The sequence below is a fragment of the Geosporobacter ferrireducens genome, assembly GCF_001750685.1.
GTDB classification, from domain to species: Bacteria; Bacillota; Clostridia; order Peptostreptococcales; family Thermotaleaceae; genus Geosporobacter; species Geosporobacter ferrireducens.
The window spans coordinates 3,713,399-3,728,174 of sequence record NZ_CP017269.1 but is presented as its reverse complement, the minus strand read 5'-3'; the positions used below and the strand labels follow the sequence as shown (position 1 = coordinate 3,728,174).

Sequence of the window (14,776 nt, the reverse complement as noted above, 5' to 3'; positions counted from 1 at the left end):
TTAGATCACCTCTGCCTTTCCTCCAGCAGCTTGAATCTTCTCCACAGCTGTCTGGCTGAATTTATGAGCTTGAACAGTTATTTTCTTCTCTAGTTGGCCGTCTCCTAGGATCTTCACACCATCCACTACTTTTTTAATGATTCCGTTCTCTAAAAGAAGTTCCGGTGTTACAACCGTTCCATCTTCAAATCTGTTTAATTCGTCAAGATTGATGATCGTCCACACCTTTTTGAATGGGTTATTGAAACCTCTTTTTGGTAATCTTCTATAGAGAGGCATCTGTCCGCCTTCGAATCCCGGTCTAACACCGCCGCCGCTTCTTGCTTTTTGTCCTTTTTCTCCACGGCCGCCTGTCTTACCTTGCCCGGAGGCTGTACCTCTACCGCGTCTTTTTCTGTCTTTCGTTGAACCTTCAGCAGGTCTTAACTCGTGTAGTTTCATGGTTCCACCTCCTTAAACTAAATTTCTTCTACAGATACAAGATGTCTTACTTGATGGATCATTCCTCTAGTTTGAGGATTATCCGGTTGCTCAACAAATTGATTAATCTTTTTTAATCCTAATGCTTCTACCGTTTTTTTATGTTGAGGCTTCACGCCAATTGTACTTCTTATCAATGTTACTTTTAACATATTAGCCAAGGCTTTTCCCCCCTAACCTAATAGTTCCTCTACGGATTTCCCTCTTAACCTGGCAACTTCTTCTATCGTCTTTAGCTGCCTTAAGCCTTCAATCGTAGCATTCACCATATTTCGCGAGTTATTTGTTCCTAATGATTTTGCTCTTACATCTTTAACGCCTGCCAATTCAAGTACTGCACGTACAGGTCCGCCAGCAATAACTCCTGTACCTTCAGCAGCTGGCATGATCAGTACTCTACCTGCTCCAAAATGTCCTTCGATCGGATGCGGGATCGTTGTTCCAACTCTTGGTACGTAGATTAAGTTCTTCTTCGCATCTTGAATTCCTTTTCGAATCGCATCAGGAATTTCCATTGCTTTACCTGTACCAATTCCCACATATCCGTTTTCGTCTCCTACTACAACAAGTGCACTGAATCGGAATGTTCTACCACCTTTTACAACTTTTGTTACACGTCCTATATTTACAACCGTTTCTTTTAAATCCAGTTTACTGGCATCAATAAGTTGACGTCGCATTCATTTCCCTCCTTCTGTTAGAATTGTAAACCAGCTTCTCTTGCACCTTCTGCCAGTTCCTTCACTCTTCCGTGATAGATATATCCGCCTCTATCAAAGACAACCTTGTCGATTCCTTTATCTAATGCACGCTTTGCTACCATCTCTCCAACAAGTTTTGCAGCCTCTTTGTTTCCTGCGCGCTCTACTTTTCCTTTTAAATCTTTATCTAAAGTTGAAGCAGAAACGAGAGTTGAACCTGTCGTATCATCAATGATTTGAGCATACATGTTGCTTAAACTTTTATATATACTTAGTCTTGGACGTTCAGGAGTTCCGAGCACTTTTCTGCGTACTCTGACGTGTCTAACTTTTCGTTTTGAATTCTTGCTCTCCTTCTTAATCACCTTAATTCACTCCTTTCCTACTTCTTACCTGTTTTTCCTTCCTTACGACGAACCACTTCGTCAGAATATCGAATACCTTTGCCCTTATATGGCTCCGGCTCTCTCCACTCTCTGATCTTTGCAGCGTAATTTCCTACTTGCTGCTTGTCGATTCCCTTTACAAGGATCTCTGTTTGTGTTGGAACTTCTGTTGTGATTCCATCTGGATCGATCATCTCTACTGGATGAGAATATCCTAAGGATAAAGTCAATTTATTTCCTGACTTCGCTGCACGGTATCCAACCCCAACGATTTGCAGTTTCTTCTCGAATCCTTTTGTAACACCTTCAACCATATTATTAATCAAAGAACGACTTAATCCGTGTAGGGATCTGTGTACTTTGTTGTTTGTCGGTCTTTCTACTAAAAGGGTATTCTCTTCAATGGTAAGTTTAATATCTTTGCTAATTTGTTGTTGTAATTGTCCCTTTGGTCCTTTTACGGTAACAAGGTTTTTTTCGTCAATCTTTACCTCAGCTCCTTGAGGTATAGTGATTGGCTGCTTACCTATTCTTGACATTGCTGCACCTCCTATGCCCTAAAATGATCTATTACCATACGTAGCAGATAACTTCTCCACCAACACCTAATTTTCTTGCGTCCTTATCGGTCACAATTCCGTTTGAAGTTGAGAGGATTGCTATACCTAATCCGCCTAGTACCTTTGGTATTTCATCTTTCCTTGCATAAACTCGTAAGCCAGGCTTAGAGATTCTTTTTAAACCACTAATTACCTTCTCACTGTTCTTTCCGTATTTTAACTGTATTCTGATGATTCCTTGCTTTCCGTCCTCGATTACATCATATCCCTTAATAAATCCTTCATTGAGTAATATCTCCGCAATCGACTTCTTCATGTTAGAAGCAGGAATATCAACTGTTTCATGCTTCACAGTATTTGCATTTCTTACACGTGTAATCATATCTGCAATTGGATCTGTCATCGTCATGGTATAAATACCTCCTTCCCTTTATTTCTACCAGCTTGCCTTTTTAACTCCTGGTATTTGACCTTTATAGGCTAATTCTCTAAAACAAATACGGCATACTCCGAATTTTCTTAAATAAGCATGTGGTCTTCCGCAAATGCGACATCTATTGTATTCTCTTGTAGAGAATTTTTGTGTTTTTTGTTGCTTATTGATCATTGCTTTTTTAGCCACTATTTTCCCTCCTCACTATCTGGCAAATGGCATCCCCAACAGTCTTAGCAGTTCACGGGCTTCTTCGTCTGTCTTTGCAGTTGTTACAAAGATGATGTCCATTCCACGAATTTTTTCTACTTTATCGTACTCGATCTCAGGGAATATTAATTGCTCTTTGATACCTAATGCATAATTTCCTCTGCCGTCGAAGGAGTTCGGGTCTACACCTCTGAAGTCCCTAACCCTTGGCAGTGAAACATTAAACAATCTATCTGCAAATTCGTACATTTTTTCGCCTCTGAGGGTAACCTTAGCACCTACCGGCATGCCTGCACGCACTTTAAAGTTCGCTACGGATTTTTTGGCTTTCGTTATTATTGGCTTTTGTCCGGCAATAATTCCTAATTCCTGAACTGCTACTTCCAATAATTTTGTATTGTCTTTTGCATCGCCAAGACCCATGTTGATAACGATCTTTTCTACTTTTGGTATTTCCATTACGCTTTCATAATTAAACTTTTCCATCAGCGTTTTTGCTACTTCATTTATATATCGTTCTTTTAGTCTAGCTGTCACCGCTTAAACCTCCCTTCAAGCCTAAATATTATTCGATGGTTTCGCCACTCTTTTTAGAAACTCTAACCTTTGTTCCATTCTCTAATACTTTGTAACCTACTCTTGTAGGCGCTTTTGCTTTTGCATCCCAAAGCATTACATTAGAAGCATGCACTGGTCCTTCTTGATGAATAATTCCGCCCTGTTGAACCTTTGCGCTTGGTTTTTGATGCTTTGTAACCATATTTACGCCTTCAACGATTACTCTATTTTCTTTAGGCATTGCTTGAAGCACTTTGCCTTTTTTACCCTTATCTTTACCTGAAATAACAACTACTGTATCACCTTTTTTAACGTGCATTCATTACACCTCCTCGAACTATAGTACTTCTGGTGCAAGCGAAACGATTTTCATAAAATCTCTTTCTCGCAGTTCTCTTGCTACAGGTCCGAAAATACGAGTTCCAACCGGGTTTTTATCTTCTTTTATGATTACCGCTGCATTTTCATCAAACTTGATGTAGCTTCCATCAATACGTCTTGCGCCATGCTTACTTCTTACCACAACTGCCTTCACAACCTGACCTCTCTTTACAACTCCGCCAGGTGTTGCCTCTTTAACTGAACAAACGATTATATCACCAATGTTGGCATATCTTCTTTTTGATCCGCCTAGTACACGGATACACAGTAATTCTTTCGCACCTGAATTATCAGCAACTCTTAGGCGTGATTCCTGTTGAATCATGGTAATACCTCCTTCCAGTTATACATTACTTCGCTTTTTCAACGATTCGTACGAGTCTCCATCTTTTATCCTTGCTTAGGGGTCTTGTTTCCATTATTCTTACCTTGTCCCCGATTCTACACTCATTATTTTCATCGTGTGCTTTGAATTTTTTCGTTCTTTTTACCGCTTTTCCGTACAGCGGATGACGCACGAAATCTTCTACAGCCACTACGATTGTCTTTTCCATTTTATCGCTTACAACACGACCTACTCTGGTTTTTCTTCTTGCTCTTTCCACGAGTGAAGCCTCCTTCCTGCATCTTTTTTTATGCATTCACTTGTTTTAATTCTTTTTCTCTAAGGATGGTCTGAATACGTGCAATGTCTTTTCTTACAAACTTTACTCTCATTGGATTATCTAATTGGCCAGTAGCTAATTGGAATCTCAAATTGAAAAGTTCACCCTTTAGTTCCGCTAACTTATTATTTAACTCTTGAACAGTCATATCTTGAAGCTTATTAGCTTTCATTAGCTTCACCACCCTTTTCTCCCATCTCTTGACGTGTTACAAATTTACATTTGATGGGTAGCTTGTGCATAGCAAGTCTCATCGCTTCTCTAGCCTTCTCTTCCGGAACGCCTGCAAGCTCAAACATCACTCTGCCTGGTTTCACTACTGCTACCCAATACTCAGGTGACCCTTTTCCGGCACCCATACGTGTTTCAGCAGGCTTTTGTGTAACCGGCTTATGAGGGAATATTTTTATCCAAACTTTTCCCCCTCTTTTGATATATCTCGTCATTGCAATCCTGGCAGCTTCAATTTGGTTTGAGGTAATCCAAGCAGGCTCCATCGCCATTAAGCCAAATTCACCATAGCTGATTGTGTTACCTCTCTGTGCGGTACCTTTCATTCTGCCTCTATGCACTCTACGACGTTTTACTCTTTTCGGCATTAACATCGTCTGTTTCCTCCTTCCCTTCGTCAAGTACTACTTTTCTTCGTTAGATCTTTCTCTTGTGGTAGGTCTGCTATCACGGTTTTGATTATCTCTGTTTCCGCGGTAGTTATTGTCTCTATTTCCACGATAGTTATTGTCTCTTGGTCCCCGATTGTTGTCTCTTGGTCCTCGATTTTCTCTCGCTGGCTTGGCTTCAGGTGCTTGTGCTCTTAAAGCTCTTCTTAGTTCTTTTACTGCGTCACTCGCTTCTGGAAGAATTTCGCCCTTGTAAATCCAAACCTTTACGCCAATCTTACCATAAGTTGTATTTGCTTCTGCAAATCCATAGTCAATATCCGCTCTAAGTGTATGCAGAGGTACATTGCCCTCACTGTATTTCTCATCTCTTGCCATTTCAGCGCCGCCTAGTCTTCCAGAAACTGCAATCTTAATTCCTTTTGCACCAGCACGCATTGTTCTTTGGATTGCTTGCTTCATCGCTCTTCTAAAAGATACTCTTCGTTCTAGAGAGAATGCTACATTTTCTGCAACCAGTGTCGCTTCCATTTCTGCAACCTTGATTTCAGTAATATTCACAAGCACACCTTTGCCTGTTAATTTCTCTAATTCATTCTTAAGAACATCTACACCTTGTCCGCCCTTACCAATTACCATACCAGGTTTCGCAGTAAAGATATTCACCTTTACCTTGTTGTTTGCTGCTCTCTCAATGGTAATTCTTGCAATACCTGATGTATATAGTTTATTCTTTAAGAATTTACGAATCTTATGATCTTCTATTAAAAGGTCTGCAAAGTCACCTTTTTTTGCATACCACTTCGAATCCCAATCTTTAATGATTCCAACCCTTAAGCCGTGTGGATTAACTTTTTGACCCATACATTTCCCTCCTTCTTACGCTCTTTCTTTTAGAACAACTCCTACATGACTCGTTCTTTTTAAGATTTTTACACCCCGGCCCATTGACGCTGCTCTAAATCTCTTTAATGTAGGTCCTTGGTTTGCATAGATATCTGCTACAAATAATTTGTCAGTATCCATTTCGTGGTTATTTTCAGCATTTGCCTTTGCTGATTCGATTACCTTGATTAGTACAGGCGAACCCGCTCTTGGAGTAAACTTTAATATTGCCAATGCCTCATCGACATTTTTTCCTCTAACCATATCACAAATTGGTTTAAATTTTCTTGGAGATATGCGTACATATTTCGCAATTGCTTTTGCTTCCACTTCAGTAACCTCCTTCCGTAAGAATCTACTTCTTCACTCTTGATGACTTTTCTGTATCCGCATGGCCTCTATAGTTTCTTGTCGGTGCAAATTCACCAAGCTTGTGGCCAACCATATCTTCCGTTACATAAACAGGAACGTGTTTTTTTCCATCATGAACAGCAATTGTATGTCCGATCATTTGTGGAAATATTGTGGACGCACGGGACCATGACTTTAATACTTTCTTTTCATTTTTTTCGTTCATTTCTTCTATTCTCTGTAAAAGCTTAGGCTCAACGTAAGGCCCTTTCTTTAAAGATCTACTCATACCGCTTATATCCTCCCTTCGGCATCTTTCTCTGCTAGACATTGAGAACTACGAGGCCAAGGTCTTAACCATATCCATGACCTCCATATCTCTATTACTTCTGATTTCTTCTCTTAACAATAAACTTATCAGATGCTTTGTTTTTCTTTCTTGTCTTATAGCCAAGAGCTGGTTTACCCCATGGCGTAACCGGCGAAGGTCTTCCCACAGGAGATCTTCCTTCTCCACCACCGTGCGGGTGATCGTTCGGGTTCATTACAGAACCTCTAACAGTCGGTCTGATACCCATGTGTCTCTTTCTTCCAGCCTTACCGATTGTGATATTTTCATGATCAAGGTTTCCAACTTGACCGATGGTTGCCTTGCAATTAATGCTTACTAAACGCACTTCACCGGATGGTAGTCTAACCTGTGCGTATTTGTCTTCTTTCGCCATTAGCTGTGCAGAGTTTCCTGCAGATCTTGCTAACTGGCCACCTTTTCCAGGTTTTAACTCGATGTTGTGAATGACTGTACCTACAGGTATGTGTCTCAATTGTAGCGCATTTCCTACTTTAATATCTGAACCTTCGCCAGAGATTACTGTATCTCCAACATTCAATTTATTCGGTGCGATAATGTATCTTTTTTCACCATCCGCATAAGTTAACAATGCAATATTTGCCGTTCTGTTTGGATCATACTCGATGGCCGTTACCTTTGCTGGTACATTATCTTTATCTCTTTTAAAGTCGATTAATCTATATTTTCTTTTTTGTCCGCCGCCTCTGTGACGAATCGTGATTTTTCCTTGTGCATTCCTTCCAGCATTCTTCTTTAAGCTCACTAATAAAGATTTTTCAGGATCCTTTTTGGTGATTTCTTCAAATGTTGAAACTGTCATTTGTCGGACTGCTGGAGAGGTCGGTTTAAACTTCTTGATTCCCATCGTGTTTTCCCTCCTTCTTTGACTTACATGCTTCCTAGTCTATCTTACATGCCTTCGAAGAACTCGATTTCTTTGCTATCTGCCGTTAATGTTACAATAGCTTTCTTCCAATCAGGTCTCTTTCCAACATGCGCACCCATTCTCTTGTATTTACCTGTTACGTTTTGGGTATTCACTTGTTCTACCTTCACGCCAAAGATTTTTTCGATGGCTTTCTTAATCTCTGTTTTGTTTGCTCTCTTGTCTACTTCGAAAGTGTATTTCTTATCTGCCATATCGTCCATGCTTCGTTCTGAGACAACTGGTCGTTTGATGATATCATATGGTGTCATCATTATGCGTACACCTCCTCTACCTTGTGTACCGCATCCTTCGTAATGATAAATTGATCATGTTTTAAGATGTCATATACATTTAGAGTTGACACAAGGGTTGTTGTAATGCCTGGTATATTGTTCGCTGACTTAACTACGTTTTCATTCTTCTCATCCATTACGATAAGTGCTTTCTTTTCTACGTTAAGGTTTTTTAGCACATTTGCCATTTCCTTCGTCTTTGGCGCATTCATTTCTAAAGCATCTAATACAATAATGCTATTATCTTGAACTTTTGCACTTAAAGCAGACTTCATTGCAAGTCTCTTTACTTTCTTAGGTAATGAATATCTATAATCTCTTGGTTTCGGCGCAAATACAACGCCACCACCAACCCATTGCGGAGATCTGATGCTTCCTTGGCGCGCTCTACCAGTTCCTTTTTGTCTCCATGGTTTTCTGCCGCCGCCTCTTACTTCTGCTCTTGTCTTAGCAGACTGAGTACCTTGTCTTTGGTTTGCCAGGTAATTCTTCACAACATCGTGAAGTACATATTGATTAATTTCAACACCGAAAATATTGTCGTTTAATTCGATTTCTCCCACCTGTTGTCCTGTAATATTTAATAAAGCAACCTTTGGCATTTGAGTTCCTCCCTTCTGTAGCCAGTTTATTATTCAGCCTTAACTGTTTGTTTTATTGTAAGCATTCCGCTCTTTGGTCCTGGAATTGCACCTTTGATCAATAAAAGGTTTCTTTCTGTATCAATCTTTGCAATTTCAAGATTTTGAACTGTTACTTGTTCATTCCCCATTCTTCCAGACATCGTTTGTCCTTTGAAAACTCTTCCTGGAGTCGTACCTGCTCCTAAAGAACCGCTTAATCTATGGCTCTTAGAACCATGTGTCATAGGTCCTCTAGATGCATTATGTCTTTTTATTGTACCTTGTGTACCTTTTCCTTTAGAAATACCTGTAACATCTACTTTGTTTCCTTCTGCGAAGATATCCACTTTGATTTCTTGACCGATTTTATAAGCAGCAGGATCTTCTACGATGAATTCTCTCAAAGTTCTTCTGTACTCGGTACCCGCCTTTTCAAAATGACCTTTCAAAGGCTTTGTTACATTTTTTGACTTAATGTCGTCATATCCAACCTGAATCGCATTGTACCCGTCAGTTTCTTGTGTTTTAATTTGGGTTACAACCATAGGGCCAGCTTCAACAACAGTTACCGGAATCACTCTGCCTTCTTCTGTAAAGATTTGCGTCATCCCGATCTTTTTTCCTAAAATTCCTTTCATTTTTCACACCTCCTGATGTTCTTACAGCGGATTACATTTTGTGTAATCATACTAAGCGAGGTTTATTCCTATATGTCAACCTAAATCTTAGTAGATTTTCCTTCTTATAACTTGATTTCGATATCAACGCCTGCTGGTAAATCTAAACGCATCAAAGCATCTACAGTTTTTGGTGTAGGACTTAAGATATCGATCAATCTTTTGTGGGTTCTCATTTCAAATTGTTCTCTAGAATCCTTATACTTGTGTACTGCTCTTAGGATCGTGATGATTTGTTTTTCAGTAGGTAGTGGTACCGGACCTGAAACCTCTGCACCAGTTCTCTTTGCAGTCTCTACAATTTTTTCTGAGGATTGATCTAAGATTTTGTGATCAAATGCCTTTAATCTGATTCTGATTTTTTGTTTACCTTTACTCATTGTTATTTCCCTCCTTTTCATCGCACGCAACAGTCTTTTACGTACGACTAGAATCACTGTACACTCTCCCGGGTGTTCCCACTTTATTTTTGAAATTTTGGGTTGTACAGTTGTTCTGTCGCCCGATTCTTGAACGGACATTCTCCGCGAAAATTTCCCCCAAATCCTTTTTGGCAACCTTTCACTTCATCGCAGTCCTTACAAACACACTAATATAGTATACAGCACTTTCAAACACGAATCAAGTATTGACTTTTTTCCTTTTTTGTGCGTTCTACAACTTTTTTTCTATAAGCAATAAAGGCACATAATGTTTTATGAATAGCCGAGGTCAATGGCCCGGCTATTCATAAAATGAAAACTTTAATTATTCAACGATAGAAGCAACAACACCCGCACCAACTGTTCTTCCACCTTCACGAATCGCAAATCTTAATCCTTCTTCGATGGCAATTGGGTTGATCAATTCGATGATCATTTGTACGTTGTCTCCAGGCATACACATTTCCATTCCTTCCGGTAATCCAATGGATCCTGTGATGTCTGTTGTTCTGAAATAAAACTGTGGTCTGTATCCGTTAAAGAATGGTGTATGTCTTCCACCTTCTTCTTTCTTTAATACGTATACTTCCGCTTTGAACTTCGTATGCGGTTTAATTGATCCAGGCTTCGCTAATACTTGGCCTCTTTCAATGTCATCCCTTTGCACACCTCTTAATAATGCTCCGATGTTATCTCCAGCTTGTGCTTGATCCAATAACTTTCTGAACATCTCTACTCCTGTTACTACTACTTTTCTTGGCGCTTCTGTTAATCCTACGATTTCTACTTCGTCTTGTACTTTTACTACGCCTCTTTCTACTCTTCCTGTTGCAACTGTTCCTCTTCCTGTGATAGAGAATACGTCCTCTACCGGCATTAGGAACGGCTTATCTGTTTCTCTTACCGGTTCTGGAATGTAGCTGTCTACTGCTTCGAATAATTCAAGGATTTTGTCTCCCCATGGTCCTGCCGGATCATTTAATGCATGTAATGCTGATCCTCTGATGATTGGTGTATCATCTCCCGGGAATTCATATTCGCTTAATAATTCTCTTAATTCCATTTCTACCAAGTCTAATAACTCTTCGTCATCTACCATGTCGCACTTGTTTAAGAATACTACAATGTATGGTACCCCTACCTGTCTGGAAAGCAGGATGTGCTCTCTTGTTTGCGGCATCGGTCCATCTGTTGCTGCACATACTAGGATTGCTCCATCCATTTGTGCTGCTCCTGTAATCATGTTCTTTACATAGTCAGCATGTCCTGGACAGTCTACGTGTGCGTAGTGTCTATTTGGTGTCTCATATTCAACGTGTGCTGTTGAGATTGTGATTCCTCTTTCTCTTTCTTCCGGTGCTTTGTCTATTTGGTCGAATGCTACTGCGTTACCAAATCCATATCTCTTGTTTAATGTTAATGTGATCGCTGCTGTTAATGTTGTCTTTCCGTGGTCTACGTGTCCGATTGTTCCAATGTTAACGTGGGGCTTATTTCTCTCAAATTTAGCCTTTGCCATTTTTTTCTCCTCCTCCTGAAAGTTGGCACAGCAGGAAACTGTGCCTTGCTTTTAGTGTGTTATTTTTGAATGCTTATGGACAGCTGCCAGCTGTACCGGCAGCATATACTTTTACTAGTTAATTATTTACCTGCAATAATTTTTTCTGCTAAGCTTGCTGGAATTGGCTCATAGTGGTCAAATGTCATTGTGTAAGTTCCACGACCTTGTGTTTTTGAACGCAGGTCTGTTGCGTAACCAAACATTTCTGACAATGGAACGAAGCCTCTTACAACTTGAGCACCTGCTCTGGCTTCCATTCCTTCAATTCTACCACGTCTGGAGTTAATATCTCCAATAACGTCTCCCATGTACTCTTCAGGTACAACTACTTCAATTCTGAAGTATGGCTCTAGCAGTACAGGTTTTGCTTTCTTCATCGCTTCTTTGAAAGCCATAGATCCGGCTATTTTAAATGCCATCTCTGAGGAGTCTACCTCATGGTAAGATCCATCGTATAGTTCAACCTTAACATCTACTACTGGATATCCTGCTAATACACCATTTTCCATAGCGCCGCGAATACCAGCATCAACGTGTTGAATATACTCTTTTGGAATCGTTCCACCTACTACAGAGTTTACAAATTCATATCCTGCACCAGGTTCTTGTGGGAACATACGAATCTTAACGTGACCATACTGTCCGCGTCCACCAGACTGACGGGCATATTTCATGTCTACATCTGTAGATGTTGAAACTGTTTCTTTATAAGCAACCTGCGGTTTACCTACATTGGCTTCAACTTTGAACTCCCGCAGCATTCTATCTACGATAATCTCTAAGTGAAGTTCTCCCATACCCGCGATAATCGTTTGACCAGTTTCCTGATTTGTCCATGTTCTAAAGGTCGGGTCTTCTTCAGAAAGCTTCTGTAATGCAACACCCATCTTTTCTTGACCAGCTTTTGTCTTTGGCTCAATGGCGATTTCAATAACTGGCTCTGGGAATTCCATAGACTCAAGAATGATTGGTTTGTCTTGGATACATAGTGTATCCCCTGTAGTCGTATCTTTTAGTCCAACAGCAGCGGCAATATCTCCTGCATATACTTGTTCGATATCTTCTCTATGGTTTGCATGCATTTGCAGGATACGACCGATTCTTTCTTTCTTGCCTTTTGTTGAGTTGTATACATAAGAGCCTGATTGCAGCACCCCTGAATAAACTCTAAAGAATGCCAGTTTTCCTACATATGGATCGGTCATGATTTTGAATGCCAAGGCTGAGAATGGTTCGCTATCATCTGCTTTTCTCTCTGATTCTTCTTGGCTATCTGGCAATACACCTTTGATTGCAGGGATATCCAGCGGAGAAGGCATATAGTCAACGACTGCATCCAACAACATTTGAACACCCTTGTTTCTATAAGAAGATCCACAGCAAACAGGTACCATTGCATTGGCAATTGTCTGCTTTCTAATTCCTCTTTTGATCTCTTCGATCGTTAATTCTTCACCTTCCAGATATTTCATCATTAATTCTTCTTCAGCGTCTGCTACAGCCTCTACAAGACCTAGTCTGAACTCATCAGCCTTTGCCTTTAACTCTTCAGGAATTTCTGTGACCTCAACATCTTTTCCTAAATCATCCTTGTACATGTGTGCTTTCATCTCAATAAGATCAATGATTCCTTTAAAGGTATCCTCCGCCCCAACCGGCATTTGGATTGGCACTGCATTCGCCTTTAAGCGGTCTTTCATCATCTCTACGACTCTAAAGAAGTCTGCACCAATGATATCCATCTTGTTTACATAGGCCATTCTTGGAACTCTGTATTTATCCGCTTGTCGCCATACATTTTCTGATTGTGGCTCTACACCACCCTTTGCACAGAAAACTGCTACAGAGCCATCCAGAACACGCAGTGAACGTTCTACTTCAACGGTAAAGTCCACGTGGCCCGGTGTGTCTATGATATTGATTCTATTATTGTTCCATTGTGCAGTAGTCGCAGCAGAAGTGATTGTAATCCCTCTTTCCTGCTCTTGTTCCATCCAGTCCATGGTAGCTGCACCCTCATGAACTTCACCAATTTTATGGGTTCTACCGGTATAATATAAAATTCTCTCGGTAGTTGTTGTTTTCCCTGCATCGATATGCGCCATGATACCGATATTACGGGTTCTCTCTAATGGAAACTGTCTAGGCACAATTCTTCCTCCTTTCTTGTTCCGGAATTGCTACAGAAAATATTGTCCCCAAAATATTCATAATTAAACCAGCATTAACAAGGTTTGCCTGTAACTACCATCTGTAGTGAGCAAACGCCTTGTTTGCTTCTGCCATTTTGTGTGTATCTTCTCTCTTTTTCACAGAAGCACCGGTGTTATTTGCGGCATCCATAAGTTCTTTTGCTAACCTTTCATCCATGGTTTTTTCTCCACGCTTACGCGTATAGTTTACTAACCATCTTAAACCTAATGTCTGTCTTCTATCCGGTCTTACTTCCACCGGTACTTGGTAGTTGGCACCACCTACACGTCTTGCCCTAACTTCTAGTACAGGCATGATGTTGTTGAGTGCCTTCTCAAATATTTCTATAGGCTCTTCACCAGTTTTTTCTCTGATGATTTCAAAAGCATCGTATACGATTCTTTGAGCAGTTCCCCTTTTTCCATCAAGCATAATGTTGTTGATCAGCTTTGTCACAACCTTGCTTCCGTATACAGGATCTGCTAATACTTCTCTTTTTGGTACATGTCCTTTTCTTGGCACTTCGCTTCCCTCCTTAACAGTGATTTCTCTCATCGGTACTCGGCAACCAAGCGTTGCCGTCGTGCGTCAAAAAGCTGGTCTATATAAAACCCAATCCTAGATCAGGACTGGGTACAGCTTCGCTCGACGTTTAATTATTTTTTAGGTCTCTTCGCACCGTACTTAGATCTAGCTTGATTTCTGTTTTTTACACCTGCAGTATCCAGGGTACCTCTTACAATGTGGTATCTAACCCCAGGTAAGTCTTTTACCCTTCCACCTCTAATTAAAACAACGCTGTGTTCTTGAAGGTTGTGGCCGATTCCAGGTATATAGGCAGTTACCTCGATACCATTTGTCAATCTTACCCTTGCAACCTTTCTAAGAGCGGAGTTTGGCTTCTTTGGTGTAACAGTTTTTACTGATGTACATACCCCTCTTTTTTGCGGCGCGCTGATATCAGTAGCTTTTCTGTGAAGTGAGTTGAATCCTTTTTGTAGGGCTGGAGCTGTTGATTTGTATTCAACTTTTTCTCTTCCTTTTCTTACCAATTGGCTAATTGTAGGCATTCTGTGCACCTCCTTCCACGGTTTCATTTGATTTCAAATATATCTTCATAGGATTGATACAGCCTATGCTGTTGTAAAAAACGCTAAACTACTTTAGAATGACTGCGATGGCAGCTCCTACTTCAATGCCGCATGCCTTTCCTAACTTTTTCATAGAATCAACATACACAATTTGAATTTGTGATTCTTTACCTGCCTCTTCGATGGTTCTTGTCACATGACGTTCCGCATCTTTAGCGATAAACAGGGTTTGCGCACGATCTTCCTTGATTGCCTTGAGACCTTGTTTGCTGCCGACAATCAATTTGTTTTGTTTTTTCAATTCATCTAGCATATATAGTATCCTCCTTTATTAAACACCTGAAAGATTATGTGTATACACATAATCTTTCTAGGTATCTAAAAAGTCAACTATTGTGTTATTTTT

The 14,776-nt window shown here is 40.3% G+C and carries 26 protein-coding genes; all 26 read right to left on the bottom strand.

The annotated features are described in order from the left end of the window. On the bottom strand, positions 1-441 hold the full coding sequence (gene rplO / locus Gferi_RS17490) for a 50S ribosomal protein L15 (RefSeq protein ID WP_069978752.1): 441 nt from the start codon (positions 439-441) through the stop codon (positions 1-3). A 17-nt stretch (positions 442-458) separates the two neighbouring features. Continuing rightward, on the bottom strand, positions 459-632 hold the full coding sequence (gene rpmD / locus Gferi_RS17485; protein ID WP_330389698.1) for a 50S ribosomal protein L30: 174 nt from the start codon (positions 630-632) through the stop codon (positions 459-461). 21 nt (positions 633-653) lie between these two features. Further along, positions 654-1,160: a 30S ribosomal protein S5 gene (gene rpsE / locus Gferi_RS17480; protein WP_069978748.1), complete on the bottom strand. Its 507-nt coding sequence runs from the start codon at positions 1,158-1,160 to the stop codon at positions 654-656. A 17-nt stretch (positions 1,161-1,177) separates the two neighbouring features. Beyond that, positions 1,178-1,546: a 50S ribosomal protein L18 gene (gene rplR, locus Gferi_RS17475; protein ID WP_083273617.1), complete on the bottom strand. Its 369-nt coding sequence runs from the start codon at positions 1,544-1,546 to the stop codon at positions 1,178-1,180. A 17-nt stretch (positions 1,547-1,563) separates the two neighbouring features. After that, entirely contained in the window at positions 1,564-2,106 is a 543-nt protein-coding gene (gene rplF / locus Gferi_RS17470) for a 50S ribosomal protein L6 (protein WP_069978741.1), read from the bottom strand. A 31-nt stretch (positions 2,107-2,137) separates the two neighbouring features. Next, the gene (gene rpsH, locus Gferi_RS17465; protein WP_069978738.1) at positions 2,138-2,536 is read right to left on the bottom strand and encodes a 30S ribosomal protein S8; all 399 of its coding nucleotides are present in this window, start codon (positions 2,534-2,536) and stop codon (positions 2,138-2,140) included. A 27-nt stretch (positions 2,537-2,563) separates the two neighbouring features. After that, positions 2,564-2,749 carry a type Z 30S ribosomal protein S14 gene (locus Gferi_RS17460; RefSeq protein WP_069978736.1) on the bottom strand — a complete coding sequence of 62 codons (186 nt, stop codon included), beginning with the start codon at positions 2,747-2,749 and terminating at the stop codon, positions 2,564-2,566. 15 nt (positions 2,750-2,764) lie between these two features. Continuing rightward, on the bottom strand, positions 2,765-3,307 hold the full coding sequence (gene rplE, locus Gferi_RS17455; RefSeq protein WP_083273616.1) for a 50S ribosomal protein L5: 543 nt from the start codon (positions 3,305-3,307) through the stop codon (positions 2,765-2,767). A 28-nt stretch (positions 3,308-3,335) separates the two neighbouring features. Then, complete coding sequence (gene rplX / locus Gferi_RS17450) at positions 3,336-3,647, bottom strand: 50S ribosomal protein L24 (protein WP_069978734.1); 312 nt, start codon at positions 3,645-3,647, stop codon at positions 3,336-3,338. A gap of 18 nt (positions 3,648-3,665) precedes the next feature. After that, a complete protein-coding gene (rplN, locus tag Gferi_RS17445) occupies positions 3,666-4,034 on the bottom strand; it encodes a 50S ribosomal protein L14 (RefSeq protein ID WP_069978732.1) in 369 nt (122 codons plus the stop codon). Positions 4,035-4,059: 25 nt separating this feature from the next. Then, on the bottom strand, positions 4,060-4,314 hold the full coding sequence (gene rpsQ, locus Gferi_RS17440; protein WP_069978730.1) for a 30S ribosomal protein S17: 255 nt from the start codon (positions 4,312-4,314) through the stop codon (positions 4,060-4,062). Between the two features lie 28 nt (positions 4,315-4,342). After that, on the bottom strand, positions 4,343-4,546 hold the full coding sequence (gene rpmC, locus Gferi_RS17435; protein ID WP_069978727.1) for a 50S ribosomal protein L29: 204 nt from the start codon (positions 4,544-4,546) through the stop codon (positions 4,343-4,345). After that, positions 4,536-4,979, bottom strand: coding sequence for a 50S ribosomal protein L16 (rplP, locus tag Gferi_RS17430; protein WP_069978726.1), 444 nt, complete (start codon positions 4,977-4,979; stop codon positions 4,536-4,538). Before rplP ends, rpmC begins: the two co-directional genes overlap by 11 nt. Positions 4,980-5,009: 30 nt before the next feature. Then, positions 5,010-5,858, bottom strand: a complete 849-nt coding sequence (rpsC, locus tag Gferi_RS17425) for a 30S ribosomal protein S3 (protein WP_069978724.1) — start codon at positions 5,856-5,858, stop codon at positions 5,010-5,012. A gap of 15 nt (positions 5,859-5,873) precedes the next feature. Further along, the gene (rplV, locus tag Gferi_RS17420; RefSeq protein WP_069978722.1) at positions 5,874-6,209 is read right to left on the bottom strand and encodes a 50S ribosomal protein L22; all 336 of its coding nucleotides are present in this window, start codon (positions 6,207-6,209) and stop codon (positions 5,874-5,876) included. 25 nt (positions 6,210-6,234) lie between these two features. Next, entirely contained in the window at positions 6,235-6,519 is a 285-nt protein-coding gene (rpsS, locus tag Gferi_RS17415) for a 30S ribosomal protein S19 (protein WP_069978720.1), read from the bottom strand. Positions 6,520-6,613: 94 nt separating this feature from the next. After that, the gene (rplB, locus tag Gferi_RS17410) at positions 6,614-7,447 is read right to left on the bottom strand and encodes a 50S ribosomal protein L2 (RefSeq protein ID WP_069978718.1); all 834 of its coding nucleotides are present in this window, start codon (positions 7,445-7,447) and stop codon (positions 6,614-6,616) included. A 44-nt stretch (positions 7,448-7,491) separates the two neighbouring features. Further along, complete coding sequence (rplW, locus tag Gferi_RS17405; protein ID WP_069978716.1) at positions 7,492-7,782, bottom strand: 50S ribosomal protein L23; 291 nt, start codon at positions 7,780-7,782, stop codon at positions 7,492-7,494. After that, positions 7,782-8,405, bottom strand: a complete 624-nt coding sequence (gene rplD / locus Gferi_RS17400; RefSeq protein WP_069978707.1) for a 50S ribosomal protein L4 — start codon at positions 8,403-8,405, stop codon at positions 7,782-7,784. The genes rplW and rplD overlap by 1 nt, the downstream gene beginning before the upstream one ends. Before the next feature lie 29 nt (positions 8,406-8,434). Further along, complete coding sequence (gene rplC, locus Gferi_RS17395; RefSeq protein WP_069978705.1) at positions 8,435-9,064, bottom strand: 50S ribosomal protein L3; 630 nt, start codon at positions 9,062-9,064, stop codon at positions 8,435-8,437. 104 nt (positions 9,065-9,168) lie between these two features. Further along, entirely contained in the window at positions 9,169-9,483 is a 315-nt protein-coding gene (gene rpsJ / locus Gferi_RS17390; protein ID WP_069978703.1) for a 30S ribosomal protein S10, read from the bottom strand. A gap of 367 nt (positions 9,484-9,850) precedes the next feature. Next, complete coding sequence (tuf, locus tag Gferi_RS17385) at positions 9,851-11,044, bottom strand: elongation factor Tu (RefSeq protein WP_069978673.1); 1,194 nt, start codon at positions 11,042-11,044, stop codon at positions 9,851-9,853. A 122-nt stretch (positions 11,045-11,166) separates the two neighbouring features. After that, a complete protein-coding gene (gene fusA, locus Gferi_RS17380; RefSeq protein ID WP_069978701.1) occupies positions 11,167-13,236 on the bottom strand; it encodes an elongation factor G in 2,070 nt (689 codons plus the stop codon). Between the two features lie 94 nt (positions 13,237-13,330). Continuing rightward, entirely contained in the window at positions 13,331-13,801 is a 471-nt protein-coding gene (gene rpsG, locus Gferi_RS17375; protein WP_069978699.1) for a 30S ribosomal protein S7, read from the bottom strand. Between the two features lie 134 nt (positions 13,802-13,935). Beyond that, positions 13,936-14,349 (bottom strand): 30S ribosomal protein S12, encoded by a 414-nt coding sequence (gene rpsL / locus Gferi_RS17370; protein WP_069978698.1) that lies wholly within the window; start codon positions 14,347-14,349, stop codon positions 13,936-13,938. Between the two features lie 88 nt (positions 14,350-14,437). Beyond that, the gene (locus Gferi_RS17365; protein WP_069978696.1) at positions 14,438-14,683 is read right to left on the bottom strand and encodes a ribosomal L7Ae/L30e/S12e/Gadd45 family protein; all 246 of its coding nucleotides are present in this window, start codon (positions 14,681-14,683) and stop codon (positions 14,438-14,440) included. Positions 14,684-14,776: the final 93 nt, after the last annotated feature.

Coding starts and splice junctions, on each gene's coding strand:
- rplO (WP_069978752.1), bottom strand. CDS start 441: ATGAAACTACACGAGTTAAGACCTGCTGAAGGTTCAACGAAAGACAGA.
- rpmD (WP_330389698.1), bottom strand. CDS start 632: ATGTTAAAAGTAACATTGATAAGAAGTACAATTGGCGTGAAGCCTCAA.
- rpsE (WP_069978748.1), bottom strand. CDS start 1,160: ATGCGACGTCAACTTATTGATGCCAGTAAACTGGATTTAAAAGAAACG.
- rplF (WP_069978741.1), bottom strand. CDS start 2,106: ATGTCAAGAATAGGTAAGCAGCCAATCACTATACCTCAAGGAGCTGAG.
- rpsH (WP_069978738.1), bottom strand. CDS start 2,536: ATGACGATGACAGATCCAATTGCAGATATGATTACACGTGTAAGAAAT.
- rplX (WP_069978734.1), bottom strand. CDS start 3,647: ATGCACGTTAAAAAAGGTGATACAGTAGTTGTTATTTCAGGTAAAGAT.
- rplN (WP_069978732.1), bottom strand. CDS start 4,034: ATGATTCAACAGGAATCACGCCTAAGAGTTGCTGATAATTCAGGTGCG.
- rpmC (WP_069978727.1), bottom strand. CDS start 4,546: ATGAAAGCTAATAAGCTTCAAGATATGACTGTTCAAGAGTTAAATAAT.
- rplP (WP_069978726.1), bottom strand. CDS start 4,979: ATGTTAATGCCGAAAAGAGTAAAACGTCGTAGAGTGCATAGAGGCAGA.
- rpsC (WP_069978724.1), bottom strand. CDS start 5,858: ATGGGTCAAAAAGTTAATCCACACGGCTTAAGGGTTGGAATCATTAAA.
- rpsS (WP_069978720.1), bottom strand. CDS start 6,519: ATGAGTAGATCTTTAAAGAAAGGGCCTTACGTTGAGCCTAAGCTTTTA.
- rplB (WP_069978718.1), bottom strand. CDS start 7,447: ATGGGAATCAAGAAGTTTAAACCGACCTCTCCAGCAGTCCGACAAATG.
- rplW (WP_069978716.1), bottom strand. CDS start 7,782: ATGATGACACCATATGATATCATCAAACGACCAGTTGTCTCAGAACGA.
- rplD (WP_069978707.1), bottom strand. CDS start 8,405: ATGCCAAAGGTTGCTTTATTAAATATTACAGGACAACAGGTGGGAGAA.
- rplC (WP_069978705.1), bottom strand. CDS start 9,064: ATGAAAGGAATTTTAGGAAAAAAGATCGGGATGACGCAAATCTTTACA.
- rpsJ (WP_069978703.1), bottom strand. CDS start 9,483: ATGAGTAAAGGTAAACAAAAAATCAGAATCAGATTAAAGGCATTTGAT.
- tuf (WP_069978673.1), bottom strand. CDS start 11,044: ATGGCAAAGGCTAAATTTGAGAGAAATAAGCCCCACGTTAACATTGGA.
- rpsL (WP_069978698.1), bottom strand. CDS start 14,349: ATGCCTACAATTAGCCAATTGGTAAGAAAAGGAAGAGAAAAAGTTGAA.
- Gferi_RS17365 (WP_069978696.1), bottom strand. CDS start 14,683: ATGCTAGATGAATTGAAAAAACAAAACAAATTGATTGTCGGCAGCAAA.